The sequence below is a fragment of the Bradyrhizobium sp. 482_C4_N1_8 genome (genome assembly GCF_052075965.1).
In the GTDB taxonomy this organism is placed as follows: domain Bacteria; phylum Pseudomonadota; class Alphaproteobacteria; order Rhizobiales; family Xanthobacteraceae; genus Bradyrhizobium; species Bradyrhizobium barranii.
Genome location: NZ_CP197231.1, coordinates 3,070,656 through 3,096,766, shown reverse-complemented (window position 1 = coordinate 3,096,766; position 26,111 = coordinate 3,070,656). Strand labels below are relative to the sequence as shown.

At 64.9% G+C, this 26,111-nt stretch carries 23 protein-coding genes; 10 read left to right on the top strand and 13 right to left on the bottom strand.

Translation table 11 applies throughout. The features are described 5' to 3' along the window. Positions 1-183: 183 nt before the first annotated feature. The 4 genes from AB7Z56_RS14360 to AB7Z56_RS14345 form a co-directional block, all read right to left on the bottom strand. A complete protein-coding gene (locus tag AB7Z56_RS14360; protein WP_354141814.1) occupies positions 184-1,371 on the bottom strand; it encodes a DegT/DnrJ/EryC1/StrS family aminotransferase in 1,188 nt (395 codons plus the stop codon). 10 nt (positions 1,372-1,381) lie between these two features. Continuing rightward, positions 1,382-2,386: a Gfo/Idh/MocA family protein gene (locus AB7Z56_RS14355; protein ID WP_038957571.1), complete on the bottom strand. Its 1,005-nt coding sequence runs from the start codon at positions 2,384-2,386 to the stop codon at positions 1,382-1,384. Between the two features lie 181 nt (positions 2,387-2,567). Then, the gene (locus tag AB7Z56_RS14350) at positions 2,568-3,980 is read right to left on the bottom strand and encodes a mannose-1-phosphate guanylyltransferase/mannose-6-phosphate isomerase (RefSeq protein ID WP_071917338.1); all 1,413 of its coding nucleotides are present in this window, start codon (positions 3,978-3,980) and stop codon (positions 2,568-2,570) included. Positions 3,981-3,987: 7 nt separating this feature from the next. Continuing rightward, positions 3,988-4,977 carry an SDR family NAD(P)-dependent oxidoreductase gene (locus tag AB7Z56_RS14345; protein WP_354124023.1) on the bottom strand — a complete coding sequence of 330 codons (990 nt, stop codon included), beginning with the start codon at positions 4,975-4,977 and terminating at the stop codon, positions 3,988-3,990. A gap of 221 nt (positions 4,978-5,198) precedes the next feature. Between AB7Z56_RS14345 and AB7Z56_RS14340 the strand changes: the two genes are divergently transcribed. Next, positions 5,199-6,158 carry a lysylphosphatidylglycerol synthase transmembrane domain-containing protein gene (locus tag AB7Z56_RS14340; RefSeq protein WP_231142361.1) on the top strand — a complete coding sequence of 320 codons (960 nt, stop codon included), beginning with the start codon at positions 5,199-5,201 and terminating at the stop codon, positions 6,156-6,158. Next, positions 6,155-7,174, top strand: coding sequence for an MraY family glycosyltransferase (locus tag AB7Z56_RS14335; protein WP_231142362.1), 1,020 nt, complete (start codon positions 6,155-6,157; stop codon positions 7,172-7,174). Before AB7Z56_RS14340 ends, AB7Z56_RS14335 begins: the two co-directional genes overlap by 4 nt. On the opposite strand, the gene AB7Z56_RS14330 is transcribed toward AB7Z56_RS14335, so the two are convergent. The 6 genes from AB7Z56_RS14330 to rfaD form a co-directional block, all read right to left on the bottom strand. Continuing rightward, on the bottom strand, positions 7,162-8,109 hold the full coding sequence (locus AB7Z56_RS14330; protein WP_354097357.1) for an NAD-dependent epimerase/dehydratase family protein: 948 nt from the start codon (positions 8,107-8,109) through the stop codon (positions 7,162-7,164). The two genes, AB7Z56_RS14335 and AB7Z56_RS14330, sit on opposite strands and share 13 nt — an antisense overlap. Further along, positions 8,106-9,326: a glycosyltransferase family 4 protein gene (locus tag AB7Z56_RS14325; protein WP_231142364.1), complete on the bottom strand. Its 1,221-nt coding sequence runs from the start codon at positions 9,324-9,326 to the stop codon at positions 8,106-8,108. Before AB7Z56_RS14325 ends, AB7Z56_RS14330 begins: the two co-directional genes overlap by 4 nt. Before the next feature lie 2 nt (positions 9,327-9,328). Further along, positions 9,329-11,242 carry a nucleoside-diphosphate sugar epimerase/dehydratase gene (locus AB7Z56_RS14320; RefSeq protein ID WP_354141812.1) on the bottom strand — a complete coding sequence of 638 codons (1,914 nt, stop codon included), beginning with the start codon at positions 11,240-11,242 and terminating at the stop codon, positions 9,329-9,331. Positions 11,243-11,359: 117 nt separating this feature from the next. Next, positions 11,360-12,613, bottom strand: a complete 1,254-nt coding sequence (locus tag AB7Z56_RS14315; RefSeq protein ID WP_354097549.1) for an O-antigen ligase family protein — start codon at positions 12,611-12,613, stop codon at positions 11,360-11,362. A 41-nt stretch (positions 12,614-12,654) separates the two neighbouring features. Beyond that, positions 12,655-14,139, bottom strand: coding sequence for a D-glycero-beta-D-manno-heptose-7-phosphate kinase (gene rfaE1, locus AB7Z56_RS14310; RefSeq protein ID WP_231142366.1), 1,485 nt, complete (start codon positions 14,137-14,139; stop codon positions 12,655-12,657). 13 nt (positions 14,140-14,152) lie between these two features. Beyond that, the gene (rfaD, locus tag AB7Z56_RS14305; RefSeq protein ID WP_354097354.1) at positions 14,153-15,133 is read right to left on the bottom strand and encodes an ADP-glyceromanno-heptose 6-epimerase; all 981 of its coding nucleotides are present in this window, start codon (positions 15,131-15,133) and stop codon (positions 14,153-14,155) included. A gap of 174 nt (positions 15,134-15,307) precedes the next feature. Between rfaD and waaF the strand changes: the two genes are divergently transcribed. The 3 genes from waaF (at position 15,308) to AB7Z56_RS14290 (ending at position 17,592) form a co-directional block, all read left to right on the top strand. Further along, complete coding sequence (waaF, locus tag AB7Z56_RS14300) at positions 15,308-16,357, top strand: lipopolysaccharide heptosyltransferase II (protein ID WP_231142368.1); 1,050 nt, start codon at positions 15,308-15,310, stop codon at positions 16,355-16,357. A 255-nt stretch (positions 16,358-16,612) separates the two neighbouring features. Then, positions 16,613-16,912, top strand: coding sequence for a hypothetical protein (locus AB7Z56_RS14295; RefSeq protein ID WP_028153513.1), 300 nt, complete (start codon positions 16,613-16,615; stop codon positions 16,910-16,912). 281 nt (positions 16,913-17,193) lie between these two features. Further along, positions 17,194-17,592 carry a hypothetical protein gene (locus AB7Z56_RS14290; RefSeq protein ID WP_231142370.1) on the top strand — a complete coding sequence of 133 codons (399 nt, stop codon included), beginning with the start codon at positions 17,194-17,196 and terminating at the stop codon, positions 17,590-17,592. Positions 17,593-17,811: 219 nt separating this feature from the next. On the opposite strand, the gene AB7Z56_RS14285 is transcribed toward AB7Z56_RS14290, so the two are convergent. Then, positions 17,812-18,849: a glycosyltransferase family 4 protein gene (locus tag AB7Z56_RS14285; protein WP_231142371.1), complete on the bottom strand. Its 1,038-nt coding sequence runs from the start codon at positions 18,847-18,849 to the stop codon at positions 17,812-17,814. 126 nt (positions 18,850-18,975) lie between these two features. On the opposite strand from AB7Z56_RS14285, the gene galE reads away from it, so the two are divergent. The 3 genes from galE to AB7Z56_RS14270 all read left to right on the top strand — a co-directional run bounded on the left by galE (position 18,976) and on the right by AB7Z56_RS14270 (position 22,649). Beyond that, entirely contained in the window at positions 18,976-19,989 is a 1,014-nt protein-coding gene (galE, locus tag AB7Z56_RS14280; RefSeq protein ID WP_231142372.1) for a UDP-glucose 4-epimerase GalE, read from the top strand. Positions 19,990-20,107: 118 nt separating this feature from the next. Continuing rightward, positions 20,108-21,910 carry an ABC transporter ATP-binding protein gene (locus AB7Z56_RS14275; RefSeq protein WP_354141811.1) on the top strand — a complete coding sequence of 601 codons (1,803 nt, stop codon included), beginning with the start codon at positions 20,108-20,110 and terminating at the stop codon, positions 21,908-21,910. Between the two features lie 37 nt (positions 21,911-21,947). Next, complete coding sequence (locus AB7Z56_RS14270) at positions 21,948-22,649, top strand: fumarylacetoacetate hydrolase family protein (protein ID WP_354141810.1); 702 nt, start codon at positions 21,948-21,950, stop codon at positions 22,647-22,649. 57 nt (positions 22,650-22,706) lie between these two features. Here the strand turns inward: AB7Z56_RS14270 and AB7Z56_RS14265 are convergent, their stop codons facing one another. Further along, positions 22,707-23,165, bottom strand: coding sequence for a YybH family protein (locus AB7Z56_RS14265; RefSeq protein ID WP_354141809.1), 459 nt, complete (start codon positions 23,163-23,165; stop codon positions 22,707-22,709). Between the two features lie 131 nt (positions 23,166-23,296). On the opposite strand from AB7Z56_RS14265, the gene AB7Z56_RS14260 reads away from it, so the two are divergent. Then, on the top strand, positions 23,297-24,109 hold the full coding sequence (locus AB7Z56_RS14260; protein ID WP_354141808.1) for an amino acid kinase family protein: 813 nt from the start codon (positions 23,297-23,299) through the stop codon (positions 24,107-24,109). A gap of 13 nt (positions 24,110-24,122) precedes the next feature. Further along, positions 24,123-24,950, top strand: coding sequence for an amino acid kinase family protein (locus AB7Z56_RS14255; RefSeq protein ID WP_354141807.1), 828 nt, complete (start codon positions 24,123-24,125; stop codon positions 24,948-24,950). A 64-nt stretch (positions 24,951-25,014) separates the two neighbouring features. On the opposite strand, the gene AB7Z56_RS14250 is transcribed toward AB7Z56_RS14255, so the two are convergent. Next, the gene (locus tag AB7Z56_RS14250; protein WP_231142378.1) at positions 25,015-25,944 is read right to left on the bottom strand and encodes an aspartyl/asparaginyl beta-hydroxylase domain-containing protein; all 930 of its coding nucleotides are present in this window, start codon (positions 25,942-25,944) and stop codon (positions 25,015-25,017) included. Positions 25,945-26,111: the final 167 nt, after the last annotated feature.

Genomic DNA, 26,111 nt, shown 5'->3' with positions numbered 1-26,111 from the left:
ACAAACTCAATCGGGTGAGGGGTCTCTCTCCCAGCTTTCCGTGCGGAGAGAGACCCCTCACCCGTCTCGCCGCTATCGCGATAGCCGATGCGAAGCATCGGCGTCCTTAAGAACGGCGGCCGAAGGCCGCCTCTGCCACCCTCTCCCACAGGGGGAGAGGGAAAGAAGGGCAAAACAGCGAAATCAGCCCGCGATCGCGCCGCGCACGGCGGCGATGATTCGCTCCTGGTCGGCTTCCGTCAGGTAGGCGTGCATCGGCAGGCTGATGACGTCCTGCGACAGGTTCTCGCAGCCCGGCAGGCCGCCGTCGGCGACCGGATACTGCTTGTAGGCGGTCTGCTGGTGCATCGACTTGCCGTAATAGATCGCGGTCGGCACGCCCTGGGCCTTCAGCGCGGCGGCGAAGCCGTCGCGGTCGGTGCCCTCAGGGAGACGGATCGTGTACTGCGCCCAAACCGAGGTCTTGCCCGGTGCCAGACGCGGCACGGTGACGACGTTGGACAGGCCACGCGCGTAACGCTCCGCAACCTTGTTGCGGGCGGCGATCTCGTCGTCAAAAATCTTCAGCTTCTCGATCAGGATCGCGGCCTGCATGGTGTCGAGCCGGCCGGTCAGGCCGAGGCGGACGTTGTCGTATTTGTCGACGCCCTGCCCGTGCACGCGGATGCTGCGCAGTGTCGCTGCGAGCTCGTCGTCATCGGTGAAGATCGCGCCGCCGTCGCCGAAGCAGCCGAGCGGTTTGGCCGGGAAGAAGCTGGTCGCGGTGGCGAGCCCGAAGGTGCCGAGCTTGCGGCCCTTGTAGCTCGCACCAAACCCCTGTGCGGCGTCGTCGAGCACGAACAGGCCTTCGGCCCTGGCGATCTCGGCGATGGCATCGTGATCGGCGGGCTGGCCGAACAAATCGACCGGAATCACCGCGACCGGCTTCAGGCCGGCCTTGCGCGCGGTCGCGATGCCGCGCTTCAGCGACTCCGGGCTCATGTTGAAGGTGGCTTCATCGACATCGACGTAGACAGGCGTCGCGCCGGTGCGCGCCACCGGCGACGCCGTTGCGATGAAGGTGAAGGACGGGCACAGCACGGCATCGCCGGGGCCGACATTCTTCGCCATCATGACCATCAGGATCGCATCGGTGCCGCTGGCGCAGCCGATCACGTGCTTGGCGCCGCTATAGGCCGCAAGCTGCTTCTCGAGCTCGGCGACTTCAGGACCATTGACGAACTGGCAATGGTCGAGGACGCGCTTGACGGCGGCATCGAGCGAGGCGCCGAGCCGGCGGCGCTGCGAGGCGACGTCGATGAAGGGAATGGGTTCGGAACGCAGATGCTGGTTCATGGTCTGGTTCTTGGCGCCTTCTTGAGTGGTCGGCATGGAAAGGGAATCAGCCGGCGACGCGGCGCGGACCCTTGCGGGCAGCCGACGAGGCCGCGGGCCGCGACGGTGTTTCGAGGCACTGCGTGGCGATCTCGAGACTGGCGACGCCCTCGTCGCCGGTGACCGCCGGCGTCTCGCCGTTGCGGACGGCCTTGAGGAACGCGATCAGCTCGGCGCGGAGCGGCTCGTCGTGGCCGACCGGCAGATGCCGCATCGAATAGCTGCCGTCAGGCTTGAAGCCGAAGCACTCGGTGACCTGGCGCGTCAACAGATCGCCCATCACGTATTTGCCGCGGGTCGCGACCGTGACGCTGCGCGCCTTGAACGGCGTCAGCCAGTTGGTGTTGATGTGCGCGAGCACGCCGTTGGCGGTGCGGAACTGCAAGAGCGCGATGTCCTCACGCTCGGCGACCGCGCTCGACAATTGCGGCTGCACCTCGACGATGTCGGATTCGGTGAACCAGCGGATCAGATCGATGTCGTGCACGGCGAGGTCGATGACGACGCCGACATTGGACATGCGCGGCGGGAAAGGGCCGACGCGGGTGATCGCGATGGAGAGAATATCTTCGCCTGCGATCGCCTGCTTGACGGCGGCGACCGCCGGATTAAAGCGCTCGACATGGCCGATCATCAGCGTGACGCCGGCCTTTTGCGCGGCGGCGACGATCTCGCGGCCTTCCGCAACCGTGGAGGCGATCGGCTTCTCCACCAGAACGTGGACGTTCCTGGCGATGCAGGCGAGCGCGACCTCGTGATGCAGATGGGTCGGCGCGGCGATGGTGACGGCGTCGACGCCTTCGGCGAGGAGCTGGTCGAGCGTCTCGAAACCCTGGCAGCTCGCAAGCTCGGTGGTGCGGGTCAGATGCGCTGGCGACGGATCGACCACACCGACGAGGCTGACGCCTGGAAGACCCGCGAGCACGCGCGCATGGTTGCTGCCCATCACGCCCGCGCCAACGACGCCAACGCGCAAGCCGGCCTTTGCCGGTGCAAACCCTTTGGAACTCATCTGAGCAAACCCCGATTCAACGCAAATCCCCGGGCCGCTTCTAGCACGGGCGCCACATTTGTGGCGAATGTCAGCCGAATTGACCGGACACGATTTGATTCAAAAAGTTACACGTTCCCCGGGCCTTAGCGCCAAAAGCTTGCGCCTTCTGGCCCGGGTCGCGTGATTCGGAGCTTGCTGGTTACGACCTTTGATAGTCGTCTTCAATCCGGATGATGTCGTCTTCCCCGAGATAGCTTCCGGTCTGGACCTCGATGAGTTCCAGCATGATCTTGCCGGGGTTCTCCATCCGGTGCACCGCGCCCATCGGGATGTAGATGGACTCGTTCTCGTGCACGGTCTTGACGGTCTCGTTGACGGTGACCCGGGCAGCGCCGCGAACGACGATCCAGTGCTCGGCGCGATGATGGTGCTTCTGCAGGGACAGCCGCCCGCCCGGCTTGACCACGATGCGCTTGACCTGATGGCGCTCGCCATTGTCGACGGACTGGTAGCTGCCCCAGGGCCGGTGCACCTTGAGATGCTCCTCGGTGACCTTGGGTGCGACCGCCTTCAGCTTCGTCACGAGGCGCTTCAGGCCGTTGGCATCCTTCTGGCGCGAGACCAGCACCGCATCCGCGGTGGCGACCACGACGAGATCGTCGACGCCTTCGAGCGCGACCAGCGCTGCATCAGTGGTGACGTTGCAGTTGCGCGAGTCTTCGAACACCGCACTACCATGCGAAGCATTGCCTTGCGCGTCCTTCTCCGATAATTCCCACACCGCGTGCCAGGAGCCGACATCGGACCAGCCGCAGGACACCGGCACGACCGCTGCGCGCGAGGTCTTCTCCATCACCGCATAGTCGATCGAGATCGCCTTCGCCGCGCCGAACGCCTCGGGCTCCAGCGTCACGAAGCCGAGATCGCGGCCGGCATTGCTCACCGCATTGGAGATCGCCTCGACGCTCGCCGCGTCGACCCTGCGGTATTCGTCGAGCAGGACAGTGGCCGGGAACATGAAGTTGCCGCTGTTCCAGAGATAGCCCGAACTGACGTAGTCGGCCGCCTTCACGGCATCAGGCTTTTCGACGAAGCGCGCGACGGCGTGCACCTCGCCGGAGATCACCTCGCCCGGGCTGATATAGCCGTATTCAGTCGCCGGCCGCTCCGGCTTGACGCCGAAGGTGACGATGCGCCCGGCGCTCGCGGCGGTGAGGCCCTCGCGGCAGGCCGCGACAAACGCTGCGTTGTCCTGCACCACGTGGTCGGCGGCGAGCGCGAGCACGATCGCGTCACTGGCGCGGTTCTGCGCGAACACCGCGCCCGCGGCGATCGCAGGGCCGGAATCGCGCCGCATCGGCTCGAGGATCACGTCGGCCTCGATGCCGATCTCGGCGAGCTGCTCCAGCACCATGAAGCGATAGGACGCATTGGTGATGACGATCGGACGATCGAACAGCGAGGCATCAGACACGCGCAGCAGCGTGTCCTGGAAGGTCGAGCGCGTGCCGAACAGCGGCAGGAACTGTTTTGGGCGCACCTCGCGCGAAGCCGGCCACAGCCGCGTGCCGGCGCCACCGCACATGATCAGGGGGATAATGCGTTTGTCCATCGTCATTTCAAACCTTGAAGTAGTCCCGATACCAGGTGACAAAATTACGGACCCCGAGCGCGATCGGCGTTGACGGTGCAAAGCCGGTGTCGCGCGTCAGATCCTCGACATCCGCGAACGTTTCCAAGACGTCTCCCGGCTGCATCGGCAGCAATTCTTTGATTGCCGTCCGACCCAGCTCCTGCTCCAGAAGCCCGACGACATGCATCAGCTCTTCCGGATGGTGGTTGCCGACATTGTAGACCTTAGACGGCGCATTTGCGGCAGCCGGGTCATCCGCGGGCACCTGATCGATCAGCTTGGATACTACACGGGTGACGTCGTCAATATAGGTAAAGTCGCGACGCATTTTGCCATGGTTAAAGAGCCGGATCGGACGCTCCGCCATGATGGCGTTCACGAACAGAAACAGGGCCATGTCGGGCCGGCCCCACGGGCCGTAGATGGTGAAGAAGCGCAGCCCCGTGACCGGCAGCCGGTAGAGATGGCTGTAGGACTGCGCCATCAATTCGTTCGCCTTCTTGGTCGCGGCATAGAAGCTCACGGGATGGTCGGTCCGGTCCTGCACGGCAAATGGCAGTTTAGTGTTGGCGCCATAAACGGAGGATGACGAGGCGTAGACGAGATGACGACAAGAGTTGTTGCGGCAGCCCTCCAGCACGTTGAGAAAGCCCTGGAGATTGGAATCGGCGTAAGTGTGCGGATGGTCGATCGAGTAGCGCACGCCGGCCTGGGCCGCGAGATGCACGACTTTGTCAAATCGATGTCGCGCAAACAGCGCCGCGATGGTGTCGCGGTCGGCAAGATCGGCCTCGACGAAGGCGAAGCGGGAATCGTTCCGAAGCAGCGCCAGGCGCGCCTGTTTCAGCGCCGGATTGTAATAGCTGTTGAGATTGTCGAGCCCGACCACGGGCCGGCCCTCGGCCAGAAGCTGCCGGGCGACGTGAAAGCCGATGAACCCGGCGGCTCCCGTGACCAAAATCGCCTGATCCGTCATCCTGTTCCCAAGCGATCTGTTGCCGCGCGATCCCGAAGCCGGCCCCGCGGCGCCTCTTTAGCCGCGGTATCGAGGCCGTCGCAATAGCCTCGCCGCTATTCATCACCGCTCCGGATAAGCGCTATTGCAAGATCGGCGCCAAGACCATACCAAAGCGGCCGAATTCGACGCCTCGCGTCGGGTTGCCTGAAATCTTCTCAAACCCTGATCAAGCGGGCGAGATGCGCCGAATCCTGCTGTCGACGGCCAAAATCCTGATTTCCGGAGCGCTGCTCTACCTGGCGCTGCGCAAGGTCGATCTGTCCGAACTGTTTTCACGCCTGACCGCGACCAGCCTGCTCTGGATCGCCATGGCGATCGCGGTCACGTTCCTGCAAATCTTCGTCGGCGTGGTCCGCTGGCGCGAGGTCAGCGCCGAATGCGGCGCGCCGCTCGAGCTCGGCCGCGCGATGCGCTACAACGTGATCGGTGCGTTCTTCAACCAGACGCTGCCCTCCGCGATCGGTGGCGATGCGGTCCGGCTATGGTTGGTTGCGCGCGCCGGCGCCGGATGGCGTGCGGCCACCTACTCGATCTTCGTCGACCGCGCGATCGGCCTCGTCGCGCTGGCGATCGTCGTCGTCGCGAGCCTGCCCTGGAGCTACGAGCTCATCACCGATCCGCACGGACGCTCGGCGCTGCTGCTCGTCGATTTCGCCGCGCTCGCGGGCGGCGTCGGTTTCCTGATCTTCGGCGCGCTGAAATGGTCGTGGCTGAAGACCTGGTGGGCCACCCATCACATCCACGCCTGCGCCGTGATTGCCAACCGCGTGATCTTCAACGCCAAGCGCGGGCCGATCGTCGCAATTCTGTCGCTTCTCGTTCACGTGCTCGCCGTCGTCATTGCGTGGTGCGTGGTGCGGTCGATCGCCGCTCCGGTCAGCTTCGGCCAGACATTCCTCCTCATTCCGCCGATCATGCTGATCACCCTGATGCCGATCTCGATCGCCGGCTGGGGCGTGCGCGAGGCGACGATGGGCCTGGCCTTCGGTTTCGCCGGGCTTTCCGCCAACGAAGGCGTCAACGTCTCGCTGCTGTTCGGCGCCGTGCTCTTCATCGTCGGCGCGATCGGCGGCCTGGTCTGGATCCTCAGCGCGGAGAAGGCCGCGAAAGGGTCGGCGCCGCTCGGAGTGCCGGAGTGAGCCCAGCCATCGACGCTGTTGCCGCCATGTCCTCGCTGGTTGCCGTCGCGGTCGCCGCGCTAATGTCGGCGATCATCACCTGGACCAGCCGTCCCCTGCTCCAGCGCTATGCCCTGGCGCGACCGAATGCCCGTTCCTCGCATCGCATTCCGACCCCGCAGGGCGCCGGCATCGCGGTGATCACCGCCACGCTGCTGGTCGCATCGGCCTGGGCCGCCTGGGCGAACGTTGCGATCCCGCCGGCGCTGGTCATTGCAACGATCGTGATCGCCCTGGTCGGATTCGCCGACGACATCGTGTCGCTGCCGGTGTTGGCGCGGCTCGCGCTGCAAGCAGCCTGCGTCGGCGCGGTAGTGTTCACCGCGCCCGAGACCGCGCGCATCGTGCCGGCACTGCCGCTTCCGCTCGAGCGCGGCCTCATCCTGCTCGCCGGCGTCTGGTTCGTGAACCTCGTCAATTTCATGGACGGGCTGGACCTGATGACGGTCGCGGAAGTCGTGCCCGTCACCGCGGCGCTGCTGCTGCTGGGACTGCTCGGTGATCTCTCGTGGCCCGCCGCGCTGATCGCCACGGCGCTGTGCGGCGCCATGCTCGGCTTTGCGCCGTTCAACCGTCCGGTCGCAAAAGTGTTCCTGGGCGATGTCGGCAGCCTGCCGATCGGCCTCTTGCTCGGCTGGTGCCTGCTGGAGCTCGCCTGGCAAGGGCAGCCCGCCGCGGCGCTGCTGCTGCCGGCCTATTACCTCGTGGATTCCACCATCACGCTGTTTCGGCGCATCGCGCGGCGCGAACAATTCTGGTCGGCGCACCGCTCGCACTTCTACCAGCGTGCCACCGACAACGGCTTCACGGTCCGCCGCGTGATCGGCGATATGTTCGCGCTCAATCTATTGCTGGCTGTGCTTGCCATCGTCACCGTTCGCGCAAGCTCGACCTCGGTCACATGGCTCGCGCTCGTCGCGGGCGCGATCGCGATCGGATTCGTCCTGCGCCGCTTCTCCCGCCCTCAGGCGTCCTGAGCCGCCAGCGCGAGCCGCAGGCCCTCGTCGAGGGAGACCTGCGGCTGCCAGCCGGTCGCGATCGCCTTGGCGAGGTTGAGCTCGAGCGAGCCGATCAGGCTGTCATGGGTATCCTGCCGGCCCATCACGCTGAGCAGCGTTGAGAGCAGGTCCGGCGGCATGCCGAACAGCCGCGAGTTCTTGCCGGCAGCCTTTGCCAGCCGCTCGATGAATTCGGGCGTCGAGACCTGTTCCCTGTCTGCGACCAGGAAGATCTCGAAATTGCTCGTGGGATCGGGGCGTGCCAGCCGGCGCAGGATGAACGACGACAGATTCTGCACGGCCAGGAACGCGCGCTGATTGCGGACCGCGGCAAAGGGCAGCGGCAGTCCCAGATTCACCGCGCGCGTCAGCAGCGCGAAATTGCCCTTGGCGCCCGCGCCATAGACCAGCGGCGGCCTGATCACCGAGATCTTCATGTCGCTGTCGCGCGCCAGCGTCCTCAAGCCCGCCTCGGCGGCGGCCTTGGACATGCCGTAGAGTCCGCGCGGCGTGAGGATGTCCTCTTCGCTGAACGGCGCGCGGCCTTCATTGCTGCGGCCGTGCACGAGAACGGTGCTGACGAAGATGAACTGGCGCACGCCCGCCGTCGCCGCCGAGCGCGCCAGGTGCAGCGTGCCGGCGATGTTGACGTTGCGGTAGAGCTGGACCGCGTGCTCCTCGTGCTTGTGATGCACGCGCGCGGCGAGATGGACCACGGCGTCGACGCCTTCGAGCGCCGCCTGCCAATCGGTATCGGGACCGATCGATTCGATCACGACCTCGTCGTCGATCCCCCCTGGGCTGCGCACCGCGCGGCGGACCGACCATCCCTCGCGCGCCAGCTCAGGCGCGACATGACGGCCGACGAAGCCGCTCGCCCCTGTCACCAGCACGACCGGTTTTCGCTCGCTCATCGTTGCTCCGCCAGATCAGGGTTGCGCAACAATTCGTCGATCAGCCCGGCATAGGCGTTCATCGCGGTCGTCCGGTCGAACCTCGCTGCCGCCTTCACCGCGCGTTCGGCCATGGCGGCGGCGTCGCAGCGGGATGCCGCGCGGATTGCGTCGGCCAGCTGATCGGCGCGGCCCGGCGTCACGACCCAGCCGAGCCCGTTCTCCACCACCGTCAACGCAGCCTCGGCCTCCGGCTCCGAGACCAGCGCCACGGGACGGCCGACCGCCAGCAGATTGTAGAACCGGCTCGGCACCGACACCCCCGCCACGTCCTTCCGGTACGGAATGATCCAGAGATTGGCAGCCGCCAGGAACGCCTCGAGCTCGGCATCCGCGACCCGCGCCACGAAGGACACATTGGGCAAGTTCGCTTCGGCCTGCAACTGCTTCAGCCGCTCGAAGCCGATGCCCCAGCCGGACAGCAGGAAGTGGATGTCCAGCTCGTCCTTCAAAAGGCGTGCCGCCTCGAACACGATCTCCGGATCATGGGTGAAGCCGAGATTGCCCGACAGGCCGACAATGAATCGCGCGGAAAGCGCTTTGCGGAACGGATTGTCCTGCGACAGGGGACGTGCCGCGGGTACGAGCGTCGCCCAGTTCGGGATGAAGCGGATCTTGTTCCGCGTCATGCCGGAATAGCTCAAGAGCGGCCGCTCCGCATCGCGCCCGATGGTGATGACGGCATTGAGCGCTCGGAACATCAGGCTGTTGGCCGCGCGCATCGTCCGCGTCACGAACGAGCCGGGTTTGAGGATTTCCGCCATCACGAGAACATCGGGGAAGAGGTCGTGCATGATCAGCGCCGAGCGCGCGCCCTTGCATCTTGCCGCTGCCGCGACCGCGTAAGGCAGTATGAACGGCGCGGTCACGGTGAGTGCGACGTCACCTGCCTTGAGCTCCCGGATCAGCGCGAAGAATGTGCGCGCCGCGAACAGCAGCTCGGACAATCCACGCCGCACCAGCGCGGCCTTTCCCGCCATCCGGTTCCTGATGGCAATTACGCGCGGCTTGCCCGGGCCGGTTTGCGAGGCCGGCAATACGCCGGGCGAGCCCGACAGCACGATGACCTCGTGGTCGACGGCGACGCGGCAGGCGATCTCTGCCATGATCGCCGCCGTCGTGCTCGGATCAGGCGGATAGTGCTGGCTCGCGACGACGATCTTGCCTTGAGACTGCATGGTCAGGCCGCGGTCGACCCGAATTCCGGAACCGCATCCTTCAGGATGGTCTTGATCGTGGCCCGATCGTCCCGCGCGATCGCCTGCTCCAGCGCAGCGATCCATTTGCGCAGCGTCTGCATCGGCGGCTCGTTCGGCTGCGCGGCCATGATGCCGGCGACACCGATCTCGCGGGTCGGCTCCTCGGAGGCGAACAGGATTTCGTGCAGGCGCTCGCCCGGCCGCATGCCGGTGAACACGATCTCGATGTCGTAGCCGGGCTGGAGGCCCGAGAGACGGATCATGCGCTCGGCGAGATCGACGATCTTCACCGGCTGGCCCATGTTGAGCACGTAGACCGAGACATCGGGGCGCTGCGTTCCGAGCGCATGCGTGGCCGCCGTGATGACGAGATCGCAGGCCTCGCGGATGGTCATGAAGTAGCGGACCATGTCGGGATGCGTCACCGTCACGGGGCCGCCGGCCTCGATCTGGGCCTTGAACTTCGGCACCACCGAGCCGTTCGATGCAAGCACGTTGCCGAACCGGACCGAGATCAACCGCATCGGCGGCCTGGCACTGCCGCTAGCTGCGGCAAGATCGTGGTCGAGTGCCTGGCAGTACATCTCGGCGAAGCGCTTGGTGAGGCCGAGCATCGACACCGGCTCGATCGCCTTGTCGGTCGAGATCATCACCATGGCTTCGGCGCCGGCGCCGTGCGCCGCATCGGCAACGTTGATCGAGCCGAAGATGTTGGTCTTGACACCCTCGCTCCAGTCGCGCTCCAGGATCGGCACGTGCTTGAGCGCCGCGGCATGGAACACGATGTCCGGCCTGAACTCCGCCATCAGGCGGATGATGCGCTCGCGGTCGCGGATGTCGGCGATTCGCCCTTCGATCGCGGCCGCTGTGCCGTGCGCAGCGAGCGTTTCCGTGACCGCGTAGAGCGCCGGCTCGGAATTCTCCACGATCAGCAGACGCGCGGCGCCGAAGGCGACGACGCGTTCGCAGATCTCTGAACCGATGGAGCCGCCGCCGCCGGTGACGGTCACCGCCTTGCCCCTGATCAGGGCTTCGAGGCGCGCATAGTCGATCTTTTCGCTCGGCCGCAGCAGGAGGTCCTCGACCGCGACGGCCGTGAGGCGCGGCGCATCGCCGCTCTCCAGCGAGGGCATGCGGTTGACGATCACGCCCAGCTTGCGCGCCCGCATCAGGATCGATTCCGGATGAGCGTCCGGCTCGAACGCGGACGGCGTCATCACCAGGCGTGCGATCGGCTTGTCGCGTTTGGCGAAGTCGCCGATGACGTCCTCGATGTCGTCGATGTCGCCCAGCACCGGCACGTTGCGGATGAACTGGCCGCGATCGGATCTCGACGGCGACAGCAAGCCCACGGGCCAGATGCGCTTGATCGCCCCGCTCTCGATGCCGCGCAACAGCACCTCGGCATCCGCGGCGCGGCCGATCAGCAGCGTCGGCGCGGCATCCTCGCCCCTCGCATGCCGCCGCACCCGCGTATAGCGGAAATAGCGATAGGCCATGCGTAGCGCGCTGAGGAAGGAGATCTCGAGGAACCAGTAGAGGACGATCGTCACCTTGCCGAGGAAGAAGGCGCCACGGACGTTGGGGGCGACGAAGATGTAGTCGAGCGCCAGCAGGGCAACCGTAAGCACGGTCGCGACGCGGATGATGTTCAGCGCATCAGGCAGCGAGATGAAGCGCCATTTCGTCGTGGTCAGGTTGAAGAGGAAGAACACGACCACGCTGAAGGCGAGGAAGTAGGGCAGGATCTGGAACAGCAGCGGCAGGCGGTCGAAGAAGCCGTCGCCGCCCTCGAAACGCAGGTAGAAGGCTGCGAACAACGCCGCCGTGGTCGCCAGCAGGTCGTGGAGCGCGATCAGGAAATTGCGCAAGGTGAGATGCGAAAGACGCGTCATCCGCCGACCGATGAAATCCCAGTGAGATGCAACCTGACCGCGCTGATAGCCCATCTCGACAAGACTTGCCAGTACGACAAGACTTGCCAGTACAAGGCTTGCCAGCCGCGCGGCCGTTCAGGAACCGGCTTCCCCCACCTTCGCCTCGGCGTGTCGGGCCCGGATCACCATGCCGCCGGCAACGCCGACGCCGATGACATACATCCAGCCCTCGTGGAAGTCGAACAGATGGGAGTTGAACAGCGAGGTGAAGACGTTCTGCACCACGACCAGCAGGCCAACCCAATGGGCCAGCCCGTCGCCGCGGAACAGCAGGAGATGCAGGATCCAGATCGCATAGAGAACGGCGATGCCGATGACGCCCCATTGCACGGCGACATTCAGCGTCTGGTTATGCGGATTCCCGATCACCTCGGCAGAGGCCTGGTAGTGGCCGCTGGGCGTCGCGACCGCTTCGAACAATCCGCGCGTCGAGCCGGTGCCGTGCCCCTTGATCGGCGCCTCCGCGAAGAAGCCGAGCGATTTCCGCCAGAATTCGAGCCGTAGGCCCAGCGAGGTCGGCTCGCCATTTTCGACATAGCGCGTGTAGTCGCTGGCGAAGGTGTCGGCGGTCTTGCGCAATTGCGGCGAGGCCTGCCAGGCGAGAGCGGCGCCGGCGAGCAGAGCGGCCGAGATGATCGCGATGCTGCGCCATCTCAGATGCAGCAACGCGAATACGCCGAACATGACCGGAATGGTGACCAGCGCGGTGCGCGACACCACCACGAAGGCCATGTTGACGAAGAAGCTGAGCGCCAGCGCGGTCAGCAATCCGGCGAGCCAATAGCGCTTCTGGCGCAGCAGCATCACGATGGGATAAGCGAGCGCGACCGCGCACAGGGTGAATTCCTGGCTCTGGTCGATGTAGTTCTTGACGAAGATGCCGCGTTCGAGGTGGTCGGGCTTGAGCGTCAGGTTGGGATAGAAGGCGACCAGCCACGACATCACCGAGAGCAGCGCGCAGGACACCAGGAACGCGATGAAGATCCAGTGCCCGCGCGACGAGCGCTCGAAATGATAGAGGAAGACCGGCAGCACGAGCAGCTTGACGGTCGGGTTGACCGCATAGAGGCGCGCGCCCCAGGCCGCATCCGACCACAGCGTGCCCACCAGCGCGAGCAGGACCAGCGCGATCGGCGCGGCTGCGATCGGCCGCTTCAGCGATTGCAGGAATGCGCGGACGTCGAGAAACGGCACCATGCAGACCAGGAACACAGCGTTGAAGATCGCCGCGAGCGAGGTCGACCAGGGCAGCGAGGCCACGGTCAGGATCGCGAACAGGTCGGCCGTCTCGCACCACGCCGCCGGGCTGCGAAAGCGCCGCCACAGCATCTGGGCGGTCGTCTCCCGGGCGAGCGTCGTCGCTTGGTCCGTCACTTGCCCCCTCCCCGCGCGCGATGGACCAGCGCGGTCGTGCTGAAGCCCTGGAGGATGTCGACCAGCACGACGGTTCCGCCGGCGGCTTCGACGACCTCATGGCCGACCACCTGCTCGCGGGTGTAGTCGCCGCCCTTCACCAGCGCGCTCGGCTTGATCCGGGTGATCAAATCGATCGGCGTATCCTCCTCGAAGATGACGACGAGGTCGACGGCTTCGAGCGCCGCGAGCACTTCCGCACGCGCCCGCTCGTCCTGAACCGGGCGATCGGCGCCCTTTAGCCGCCGCACCGAGGCATCGCTGTTGAGGCCGACGATCAGGCGATCGCAGGCTCCGCGCGCCGCGGTCAACACCTTGACGTGGCCGGGATGCAGGATGTCGAAGCAGCCATTGGTGAAGCCGACGCGCAGGTCCTGCCGGCGCCATTGCGCGAGCTGCGCGTCGAGCGTATCAGGCTCGAGCACGATCTTCTCCTCAGCCGCGAGATAGGCATGCGGCAGGATCTTCCGCCGCAGCTCGGCCGCGCTCACGCTGGCCGTGCCTTGCTTGCCGACGGCGACGGCAGCAGCCGCATTGGCCATGCGCAAGGCCGTGTCCCAGTCCGCACCCGCCGCGAGCGACACCGCAAGCGCGGCGGCGACGGTGTCACCGGCGCCGGAGACGTCGCGCACCTTTACGGGGACTGCCGGAACGTGAACGGCTTCGCCATTGCGCGGCACCAGCGTCATGCCGTGCTCGCCTTGCGTGACCAGGATCGCCTCGCAATCGGCGAGCCGCATCACGTCCTCGCTGGCATCGACGATGCTCTGCGGCGTGTCGGCGCGGCTGCGGGTCGCCTCCGAAAATTCCTTGCGATTGGGCGTGAGCAGCGTGGCGCCGCGATAGATCGCCCAGTTCAGGCTCTTGGGATCGACGATCACTGGCTTGCCGAGCGTTCGCGCGGCGTCGATCGTGTGGCGGATCACGCGCGCGGTCAGCACGCCCTTGGCGTAGTCGGAGAGCAGCACGATGTCGGCGCGCGCGATCTGCGGCAGGATTACGTCGATCAGCCTGGTCTCGATGTCGTCGGAGGCAGGCACCGCCTGCTCCCAATCCGCGCGCAGCATATGCGTGGAAAAATGCTCAGAGACGAAGCGGACTTTTCGCGTGGTCGGCCGCGACGGATCGCACACCAGCACGCTTTCAATGCCGGCATGCTCCGCAAGTGCCGCTTCGAGCCGCTTGCCCGCATCGTCCTCGCCGACGAGGCCGACGAAGATGCAGCGCGCCCCGAGGGAGGCGATATTGCGCGCGACGTTTCCGGCGCCGCCGATATGGATCTCGCTGCGCTGCGCGGCGATGACAGGCGCCGGCGCTTCCGGCGAGATCCGCGACACCTCGCCATAGACGAACTCGTCCAGCATGATGTCGCCGATGCACAGCACCGTACGGCTTGAGATGGCTTGCGCGAGGGCGTCGAAATCGAGAATGGGCGTCGGCATGGTCCTTGAAGCCTCAGCGGAAGCGGTCGGGCCGGTCGAGATAATCGCCGACATAGGCTTTCACCGCATCCTCGAGCGTCGTGAAGCCGCCGTTATAGCCGGCGCGGTGCAGGCGATCGACCTCGCTCTGGGTGAAGTATTGATAGCTGCCGCGGATCTGCTCGGGCATGTCTACATATTCGATGTTGGGCCTGGTGCCGAGCGCCGCATAGGCAGCGAGCATCAGGTCCCTGAAGCTGCGCGCCTTGCCGGTACCGACGTTGAAGAGACCGGACACCGACGGCGTCGCCAGCAGCCACATGACGACGCGGACGACGTCGTCGACATAGATGAAATCGCGGCGCTGATCGCCGTCGGCGATGCCCTCGCGGTGCGACTTGAACAATTGCACGACACGGCCCGCCCTCACATCGTCGAAGCGGCGCGCCAGCACGCTCATCATCGAGCCCTTGTGGTATTCGTTGGGGCCGAACACGTTGAAGAATTTCAACCCCGCCCATTGCGGCGGCAGCTCGTCGCCGCGCGCGACGCGCTCGGCGACGGCGAGATCGAACAGGTGCTTGCTCCAGCCGTAGAGATTCATCGGCCGCAGTTTCTTCAATGCAGGCAGCGAGGCGTCGTCGTCAAAGCCGTCGGCACCATCGCCATAGGTCGCGGCCGACGAGGCGTAGATGAACGGCACCGCATCCGCCGTGCACCAGTCCAGCAGGCGCATCGACAGGCGAAAATTGGTCTCGATCACGAGGTCGCCGTCGGTCGCGGTGGTCTCGGAAATCGCCCCGAGATGGATCACGGCGTCGAGCTTGCGGTCCTTCAGCCAGTCGAGCAGCTCGGCCGGCGGGACGATATCCACAAGCTGGCGCTTGGCGAGGTTTCGCCACTTGTCCTCGGTCCCGAGGAGATCACAGACGACGACATCGCTGCGACCGGCCTCGTTCAGCGCGGCGACGACATTCGATCCGATAAAACCGGCCCCGCCGGTCACCAGCAACATTCCACCTACCCTGCCAGGTTTTGCCCTGCCCGATTTTCACGGCCCGGTCCTGCCCTAGCGCATGATCCGCCAAAGTGTAAGCGGTTTTGGGGTCGGCGCTGTCCCTACTTTACCTGCAGGTCCGGAGCGGGTAACCGAACCGCCACATCAGCGCGTTCCCGGTCCTATTAACGAATGAACCAAGATTCGCAATTTAGCCGAGATGCAGATCGGAGCGACACCCGCCCGATCCTGATCATCCCCTATATGTGGATCGGCGATTTCGTCCGAAATCACACCGTTGTCCGGGTCCTGAACGAGCGCTGGCCCAACCGGCCGGTCGATCTCCTGACCACCTCCCTCTGTGCCCCCTTGGTCGACTACATGCCCGGCGTGCGCGATGGCATCGTGTGGGACCTGCCGCGCAGCCAGCTCGCCGTGGGCCGCCAGCTGGGTCTGGCCAAGCTCCTGCGCGAGCGGAATTACGGGACAGCCCTGGTGCTGCCCCGGACCTGGAAGGCGGCCATCGCGCCCGCCCTGGCCGGGATTCCGGAAAGGGTCGGTTTCGTCGGCGAGTTCCGGTTCGGCCTGCTCAACCGCTGGCGCTGGGGCGAGAAGAAGCTGCCCCGCTTCATCGACAAGAACGCCGCCCTGGCCCAGCCCGATGGCGCCCCCGTGCCCCCGGAATGGCCGGTGCCGCAATTGCGGGTCCCGGCCGAGGACATCGTCCGCTGGCGGCAGGCCAATGGCCTCAGCGCTGGCGCAGCCGTGGCGCTCGCCCCCGGCTCGGTCGGCGTCTCAAAGCGCTGGACCTATTATCCGGAGGCCGCCCGTTTGCTGGCCGAGCGCGGGCTGGAGGTCTGGGTTGTCGGCGGCCCCGCCGAAAAGGGCCTCGCCCAGGAGATCGTCGCCGCGGGCGGCCCGGGGGTCCGAGACCTCACCGGCACCGATCTGCGCAACGGCGTGCTGGCCATGGCCGCGGCTGGCGTCGCCATCTCCAATGATTCCGGCTTGATGCACATCGCAGCCGCGCTCGGCACGCCCACCATGGGCATCTTCGGCCCGACCAGCCCCTACCTCTGGGCCCCCCTCAACGGCCTCGCCGCAACCGTGGTCCAGGACGAGAGCGTGCTCTCATGCCAGCCCTGCCAGAGCACGATCTGCCGCATGAACGACCACCGCTGCATGCGGGATATCGCGGCCTCCAAGGTCGTGGCGATCGCGCAACAGGTGCTCGGAGTGTGAACTCATTGAGGCCATGCGTTGGTCGGGCAACTTGGCAGCGAATCCAACAGCAGGTCTTTCCGTCCGCCAGCTTTAGTCAGTGACGTTGTCAGTTCATTCGCGGGATAAGGCTGCGTCGCTGCCGCTTGTGAAGGCTGAACCAAGATCACGTCGACAAAGACGAATCTTCATCGAGATTCGAACAAGAGGTTCGCTCCTCAAACGTCGCTCGATACATGCCTCTTGGACATTTTACACAGTTATGGAGGTAGCCCCATGCCGATCGTTCAATTCACTCGCTTCAAGACCGACAAGCCCGAGGAAATGATCAAGATCGTCAGGCAGGCGAAGAAAATCTTTGAGAAACACGGCGCCGAATTTCTTCGGCTCTCCCGCTTCCACACTGGCCAGTGGGCAGGAGAGTTGCTGGTTGCGACGCGATATTCCAATTGGGAAGTTTACGGCAAAGTGCAGGAAGCCGTGGCAAACGACCCGGAGTTCGCGCAAGTGCAGGCTGACGGAATGAAGATTTCCCAACTACAGGGCCGCAACATCGCCGTTAGCATCGATCTCTAGCTGGGGCGCCGCCCGCAAGCCACTCAAGCGCGGAGGCCGCCGGACAAATGCGGCGGCCTTTCCAGCTCTGACAGATCGCACTCGTCATCGCGCTACGCTGCGCTTTGCCTCAAGCAGACGATCTGCTCTGCAGAGCCTATTGACTTAGATCAACAACAGCTTCGCCAGTTCGCCGCACCCAAATACTGCTAAGACCGATACGAAGGGGCGCGTCTTGCTGCGCCCCCATCGACGTCGAAGAGGCTGATTTGGCAGTATTGACCATTTAGTCGGAGAGTTTCATGAGGACCTTCAATCCTTTGGTGACGTTGGTACTTCTCGTGACGCAATCGTCCTCGATTCAGGCTGCGGATTTGAACGGAGCTTGGACAATCGACGCCTCGGCCTGTGGTCAAATATTCACCAAAGAGAACAACAGGCTTGCCTTCAAGAAAGATGCTGATCTCCACGCGGGCGGTTTAATCGTCCAGGGAAGGCAAGTAACCGGCACATTTGAAAAATGCACGGTCAAATCGTTGCGCGATGACGGGCCGAATATGCGAATAATCGCGTCGTGCTCGGACGGCGTCTCGATTTCAGACGTCGCGTTCGACCTGACATTCTCCGGAGAGAATAATATCACACTCAGCTCCAAGGAGCCGGTGCCAGTGCAAATGCCGTATGTGCGCTGCCCAATGTGAAGTCGACCGCGACGGTTTGAAGGAACCTGGATGGATGATCCGGGTATCGCAACTGCGGCCGATGATGACATCGTGCCGCTGTTTTGCCCGACGTGTCAAACGGCCTCGTAAAATCCGCAACGCATCGCACCGGCCGTCAACCCGTTGATTCCGCTGGCACCGGCTACTTTGCATGGGGTTGTTTTCGAGATTTTTGTTTGCGGTCGCGAAAACGGCAGTTCAGAGCAGAGGACGATAAACGTCGCCGATCCGCGCCGCTTCGGCATCGAGGCTGAACTTCGCCAGCACCCGTGCCCGCCCCCGCGCGCCCATGGCGAGCGCGGCGTCCGGGTCGCGCATCAGCGGTTCGAGCGCGGCGGCCAACGCATCAGCGTCACCAGTCGGGATCAGCACACCTGTCGAGCCGTCCTCGACGACGAGCGCGGCCGCACCGGCGCGCGCGGCGACGAGCGCGCTGCCGGCCGCCATCGCCTCGATCAGCGTCAAACCAAAACCTTCGTTGCGCGAGGTGAAGGCGTAGATCGTCAGCCGCTGATACCAGCGCTGCACCGCTTCGATCGGCAGCTCACCGGTGATGACGATGCGCGACTGCAGGCCGGCGGCCTCGATCCGCTTCTTCAGATCGTTCGCAAAGGGAGTCTGCTCCGGCGTGACCTGTCCGACGATGACTGCGGTGAAATCCGGATAGCGCGGCAGCAGCCGGCACATCGCATCGACGAACACATCGGTGCCCTTCTGCGCGCGCACACGACCGAAGCAGCCGATCGCATAGCGGCCCGAAAGCGCGGCTTCCGCGAAGGCAGCGGCGCGATCTGGCGGCGGCGCATAGACATCAGTGTCGACGCCATGCGGGATCACCGTCGCCTTCACCTTCAGGAACGAGGCCGAGATGTCTGAAGTCGCGATGATCGCGTCCATGCGCCGGATTAGCCAGCGCGTGATCCAGCTGTGATGCCGCTGCGCGGCCGACGTGAACACGAGTTTCAATGGCCAGCCGAGCGCGCGCAGCACGACGCCTGCGATCATCTCGTTGTTGCGCCGCGCATGCCAAATCAATGGCGTCTTGCGGCCCCATAGTCTGAGGAAATCGGCAGCGCTCAAGCGCGAAATCCCCTCCGGCGCATCCGAGCCGAACCATGCGGCGCGATGGAGCTTTGCCAGCCGTGGCGCCACCATCCGGTTGGTCGCGGTGACCCCGGAATAGCGCCTGTGCAGATTTGGCACGATCACTTGGAGATCGCCCGGGGAATTCGCCACGTCATGCTCCGTTACGGAAGCCCCCTATACGCAACATTAAGCATAGTGACCAGTTCAGGGCTGCCGAAACCCCCTCTTCACCGCGCAAACGTTAACGTGGCGCGTTGATCGAAGACGGGTGAGATCATGACTGTGCTAGTCACCGGCGGCGCCGGCTATATCGGAAGTCACACGGTCCTGGCGCTGGCGGAAGCCGGCGAGGACGTCGTCGTGATCGACGATCTCTCCACCGGTTTCTCGGCTTATCTGCCCGAGGGCGTGCCGCTGTTCATTGGCGACGCCGGCGACGAGAATCTGGTCGAGGGCGTGATCGCCCAGCACAACATCGAGAGCATCATCCATTTCGCGGGCTCCGTCGTCGTGCCGGAGTCGATGCGCGATCCGCTCGGCTATTACCGCAACAATTTCATGACGGCGCGCAACCTGCTCAATGTCGCGGTCAAGCGCGGCATCAGCCGTTTCATCTTCTCCTCGACCGCGGCCGTCTACGGCAATCCGGACCTGGTGCCGGTGCCGGAGCACGCGCCGACGCGGCCGCTGTCGCCCTACGGCTCGTCGAAGCTGATGACCGAGATCATGTTGCACGACGTCGCCGCCGCCTATGGCATGCAATACGTGACCTTGCGCTATTTCAACGTCGCCGGTGCCGATCCGCAGGCGCGTATCGGGCTGGCCACCGTCGGCGCCACGCATCTGCTCAAGATCGCCGTCGAGGCTGCGACCGGCCAGCGCGCCAAGATCGACGTGTTCGGCACCGACTATCCGACCCAGGACGGCAGCTGCATCCGCGACTTCATCCACGTCTCGGACCTCTCGCAGGCCCATTGCTCGGCACTCGCTTACCTGCGCAATGGCGGCGCCTCGACGACGCTCAATTGCGGCTATGGCCGCGGCTATTCGGTGCTGGAGACCATCGACGCGGTGCGCCGGGTTTCGGGGCGCAGCTTCGCCGTGCAATACGCCCCCCGCCGGCCCGGCGACATCATGACCATGGTCGCCGACACCAGCCGCATCCGCGGCCTGCTCGACTGGAAGCCGCAATACGACGACCTCGAGACCATCGCGGCCCACGCGCTGGCCTGGGAGGACAAGCTGTTCCGCGAGCGCCATGGCGAGCTCCGCCACGCAGTCTCGGCCTAGATTCCATCCCGGCGCAAGCCCTTAATTGGGCTTGAAAAGCGTGGCTTTAGCGGGCACAGAGGCCCTTCGATCCCTGACGCGCGGGCAGGCTTTTCCTTGCCCCGTCAATGGACACCGGATGGCCCAGTTTCCAAAAAAAATCACCGACGATCCCTATACGGCGGCAATCCTGATTCGCCGCCTGGTCACGGAACAGGGGATCATCTACTGGCGGCGTTACCTCGTCGCCTTCGCGCTGATGGCGCTTGCCGCCGGATCGACCGCGGGCGCGACCTATGTGCTCGGCCAGGTCATCAACCAGGCCTATGTCGACAAGAACGTCCCGGGCATCGCGATGTTCTCGGGCATCACGGTGATCCTGCTGTTCATCAAGGGCGTGGCGACCTACGGCCACATGGTGATCCTGACCAAGATCTCCAACGCCATCCTCGCCACCAACCAGCGCCAGCTGTTCGCCAAGCTGATGCGCGAGAGCGTCGGTTTCTTCTCCGAACGGCATTCGTCTGAATTCCTGGCGCGGCTGACCGCCGGCGCCAAATCCATCACCGACGTGCTCAACATGCTGGTCAACGCCGTCGGGCGCGACCTGTTGATGCTGCTCGCCATGATCGGCGTGATGGTGTGGCAGGACCCGGTGATGTCGTTCATCGGCCTCGTCGCGGTGCCGCCGGCAATGCTGGTGCTGCGCAAGCTGGTCAAGCGCATCAAGGGGCTCGCCTTCAACCAGTTCACCGGCACCGCCGACATCTTGGAGACGATGCAGGAATCGCTCCAGGGCATCCGCACGGTGAAGGCATTCACACTCGAAGACACCATGCAGAAGCGCATCGACGAGAACATCGCGATCGTCGAGCGCAATGCCAACAAGATGGCCCGCGTCGCCAACCGTTCCAACCCGCTGATGGAGATGCTGGGCGGCTTCGCGGTCGCCGGCTGCCTGCTCTACGGCGGCTACAGCGTGGTCGCGCTCAACGCCACGCCCGGCGCGTTCTTCTCCTTCATGACCGCTTTCCTGATGGCGACCGAGCCGGCCAAGCGGCTGGCGCGGCTCAACATCGACCTCAACAGCCAGCTCGTCGGCGCCCGCATGCTGCTCGAGGTCGTCGACAGCCCGGCGAGCGAACATTCCGATGACGACAAGCCGGCGCTGAAGCTGTCCGAAGCGAAGATCGAGATGCGCGATGTCAGCTTCTCTTACCGGACTGGCGAGACCGTCCTCAACCGCATGTCCTTCGTTGCCGAGCCCGGAAAAGTCACCGCGCTGGTCGGCCCCTCCGGCGGCGGCAAATCGACCGTGCTGGGGCTGCTGCTGCGCTTCTACGAGGTGACACAAGGCGACATCGTGATCGACGGCCAGTCGATCGGCGCGGTCTCGCGCAAATCGCTGCGCGCGCAGACCGCCTATGTCGGCCAGGACGTCTATCTGTTCCGCGACACCATCCGCAGCAACATCGCCTTCGGCAAGCCCGGCGCGAGCGAAGAGCAAATCATTGATGCCGCGAAAGCGGCCTGCGCGCATGATTTCATCATGGGCTTCCCGCTCGGCTACGACACGCCGGTCGGCGAGCACGGCACGCAGCTCTCCGGCGGCCAGCGCCAGCGCATCGCGGTGGCGCGCGCGCTGATCAAGAACGCGCCGATCATCCTGCTGGACGAAGCCACCGCCGCGCTCGATTCCGAGTCCGAGCGCCAAGTGCAGGAGGCGATCGAGCATCTCTGCCAGAACCGCACCACGATCGTGATCGCGCACCGCCTGCACACCATCATGCACGCAGATTGCATCCTGGTGGTCGAGGGCGGCGAGATCGTCGAGCAGGGCCGGCACGACGAATTGCTCCGCCGCTCGGGCCGCTACGCCTCGTTCTTCCGCCTGCAGCATCACGACGCCGGCACTCTGGCGCCGGTCAGCGCAACCGCATAGAGTTCCTCATCAACCTCAAGAGCAGCGAGATCGCTCCATGAACGCCGCCTCCTACGTCATCCCGCTTCCGCCCCAGGCTTCGCTTCCCGTCGTCGGCGAAAGCGGCCGCTATCCCGTGCGCCGCATCTGGTGCGTCGGCCGCAACTATCTCGAGCACATCCGCGAGATGGGCAATGACGAGCGCGCCCCGCCGTTCTTCTTCGCCAAGCACGCCGACATGCTGGTGCCCGACGGCGCCACCATTCCCTATCCGCCGCTGACCAAGGATTTGCATCACGAGGTCGAGCTGATTGTCGCGATGAAGAGCGGCGGCCTCAATATCCCCACCGACAAGGCGCTCGACCATGTCTACGGTTATGCCGTCGGCATCGACCTCACCCGCCGCGACCTCCAGATCGCCTCGCGCAAGAAGGAGCGCCCGTGGGAGATCGGCAAGTCGTTCGACGGCTCCGCCCCCTGCTCCGCGGTGCAGCCGGCCTCGAAGATCGGCCATCCCGCCAAGGGCAAGATCTGGCTGACGGTCAACGGCAAGGAAGCCCAGAAGGGCGATCTCACCGAGCTGATCTGGAACGTGCCCGAGATCATCTGGCAACTCTCGCAGCAGGTGAAGCTCGCCGCCGGCGACATCATCATGACGGGCACGCCGGCCGGCGTGTCGCAGCTCCAGCCCGGCGACAAGCTCGAATGCGGCGTCGACGGCGTCGGCACGCTGAAGGTGAGCATCGGCCAGCCGGAATAGGCTGAACGACATCTGGAAATCGAAAGGCCCCGGACATGTCCGGGGCCTTTTGCATTTCTACCAGGCCTTCACCGGCCGCTTGGCGTGACTTGCCTGCGGCACACCGCGATTGAGCGACATGTGCGAATGCACGCACAGCCAGCCATCGCCATTTCTTGAAAACACCATCGTCGCCCGGCCGGGGCGCGGAAACGCGCTGCCATCGGGATGGTAGCCCGTGCTCGTCCACGGCGCGACCACCGTCGCCATCGTGCCGTCGGGGGATGCCAGGATCGAGACCTGGTCGAGGACGAAGCGGAAGTCGGTCGTCTTCGGCCAGACGTTATTCCATTGCGTCGTAACCCACTGGTCGAGCCCCGGGATGACGTCGTTATGCGTGCCGAAGGCCAGCACGTCCGGGTGGAAGAGCGGTCGCGCCGAGGCGTAGTCGACCTCACGGACATAGCCTGAGAAGGTATCCAGCCACTCGCGGAAGAATTGCACGATCTCGGTGTTCGCAAGTGGCAACGGGGCCATTGCCTGCTCCATGTTTGGCCGTTAAATCGCGGCGACCTTGTTGCCACGGACTGAAGTGTGCGGCAAGATTCGCGACTGAGGCTGAAGGGTCCGCCGCAGAGACTGCATCAGAAAACGAGAGGATGTCTCGGATGTCGAACACGATCACGGAGCTCGAGGGGCTGCTGATGCAGCGCTCGCTCACCGACCCACAGCTTGTGGCCGCAGCCGAGAAGGCGGCGGACTTCCGCATCCTGCCGGCAGCCACGGTCATCAAGATCGGCGGCCAGAGCATGATCGATCGCGGCCGTGCCGCGGTCTATCCGATCGTCGAGGAGATCGTCGCCGCCCGCAAGGCGCACAAGCTCCTGATCGGCACCGGCGCCGGTACCCGTGCGCGGCATCTGTATTCGATCGCCGCCGGGCTCCGCCTGCCCGCCGGCGTGCTGTCGCAGCTCGGGGCTTCCGTTGCCGATCAGAACGCCGCGATGCTCGGGCAGCTGCTTGCCAAGCACGGCATCTCCGCCGTCTCCAGCGCCGGGCTGTCGTCCGTGCCGCTGTTCCTCGCCGAGGTGAGCGCGGTGATCTTCAGCGGCATGCCGCCCTATAGCCTGTGGATGCGGCCCGCGGCCGAGGGCGTGATCCCGCCCTATCGCACCGACGCCGGATGCTTCCTCGTCGCCGAGCAGTTCGGCTGCAAGGCGATGATCTATGTGAAGGACGAGAACGGCCTCTACACCGCGAACCCCAAGACGTCGAAGAACGCCACCTTCATCCCGAAGATCTCGGTGGCGGAGATGAAGGCCAAGGGTCTGCAGGATTCGATCCTCGAATTCCCGGTGCTCGATCTGCTCAACGCCTCGCGCCATGTCCGGCAGGTGCAGATCATCAACGGCCTCGTCCCCGGCAATCTCACCCGCGCGCTCGCGGGCGAACATGTCGGCACCATCATCACCGCGAGCTGAAGAGAGCACCGTCATGGCTGATACCAACCAGATCAAGCACGTCGCCTCGCCGCTCGCGCGCCAGACTCTCCTCGACAGCGATCTCACCCGTCCCGTCGCCGGCAACCGTCCGATCAAGCTGCTGCCCTGGCTGCAGGTCATCAAGATCGGCGGCCGCATCATGGACCGCGGTCACGAAGCGATCCTCCCGCTCGTCGACGAGCTGCGGTCGCTCTTGCCGGAGCATCGCCTGCTCATCCTGACCGGCGCCGGCATCCGCGCCCGCCATCTCTACAGCGTCGGCCTCGACCTCGGCCTTCCCGTGGGCTCGCTCGCCCCACTCGCCGCCGGCGAGGCCGGGCAGAACGGCCACATCCTTGCGAGCCTGCTCGCGCCGGAAGGCGTCTCCTATATCGAGCATCCCACCATCGCGAGCCAGCTCGCCATACACCTCACGGCCGCGCGCGCGGTCGTCGGCAGCGCCTTCCCGCCCTACCACCATCATGAATTCCCGACCGCGCGCATCCCGCTGCATCGGGCCGATACCGGCGCCTTCCTGCTCGCCGACGCGCTTGGCGCTGCCGGGCTCACGATCGTGGAGGACGTTGACGGCGTCTACACGACCGATCCCAATGGCGCGGATGGCAAGAAGGCCGAGCTGCTGAAAGAGACGAGCTTTGCCGAGCTTGCGAAGCTGAAGGGTACGCTGCCGTTCGATCCGGCGCTGCTCGAGGTGATGGCCAACGCGCGGCACATCACGCGCGTGCAGGTGGTCAACGGTCTCGTTCCCGGCCGGATCGCGGCGGCGCTGCGCGGGCAGCATGTGGGGTCGATCATCAACACTGGCGCGAAGCCGGTGTGAGGCCGCAGCGACGTCCGCAAAAACAAAACCCCGGAGCCTGCTCCGGGGTTTTTCGTAGGGCGGATCACCGTAGCGCTGACATCACGATGAGACCGAGGATCAGCGCCGTCAGCGAATATTTCAGCGTGTAGTAGACGTTGCGGTTCCACTCCTTGACCTTGCGGCTGCCGAGATGGATCTCGTAGAGCTTGCCGAACACCTTGTTGAGCACGCCAACGCTCTCGCCGTCCACGTTCTGGGTCGCGGAGGCCTTGACGATGTGATGGCTGACCCAGCGATTGATCGCGGTCATGAAGCCATACTTCATCGGGCGCTCGACGTCGCAGAACAGGATGATGCGGTTGACGTCGGTCGCATTCTCGGCGCTGTGGATGAAGGTCTCGTCGAACATGAAGGCCTCGCCGTCGCGCCAGACGCATTCGACACCGTCGACCAGGATGCGGCACTTGTTCGAGTTCGGCGTGACGAGGCCGAGGTGATAGCGCAGCGAGCCGGCGAACGGATCGCGGTGCGCGCCCAGCTTGCCGCCCGGGGGTAGCATCGCGAACATCGCACCGTGCACGCTCGGGATCGATTTGAGCAGCTCCACCGTCTTCGGGCACAGCGTGTTCGCCGACGGCAGGAAGTCGTCATACCATTTCAGGTAAAACCGCTTCCAGCCGCTCTTGAAGAACGAGTAGAAGCCCCAATCGTTGTTCTTCGCGGCCGCGCGAATAAAACCTTCGTCGAACAGGCGCACCGCCTCGTCGCGAATGGTCTCCCAATTCTCGCTGAGCGGCTTCAGCTCCGGAAACTGCTCGACCGGGATCACCGGCTTGTTCGGCACGGCCGAGCCTGCATACATCAGCACATTGTAGGGCGCGAGGTAGGTGGAGTGATCGCCGAGCTGGCGCGCGAAGCGCAGTCGCTGCTTGCCACGGAAGTGAACATAAAGCGTCGAGGCCGCAAGGATATAAAGAACGACCAGTTGCGGTGCAAAAAGCTGTTTCAGCATCTCCCCGTTCCCCAGTGATCCAGCCGGGGACGTGATCTACCCCGAGCCGGTCCGAGCGGCAAGATATCGGCGTGCATCCTGAGGCTGTTCCCCAGGTTGTGATTGGGACGCCCCCAAGTCGTGCCGTGCACAATTAAAAATCGTAGCCGAGCCGACGTCAATCCCGG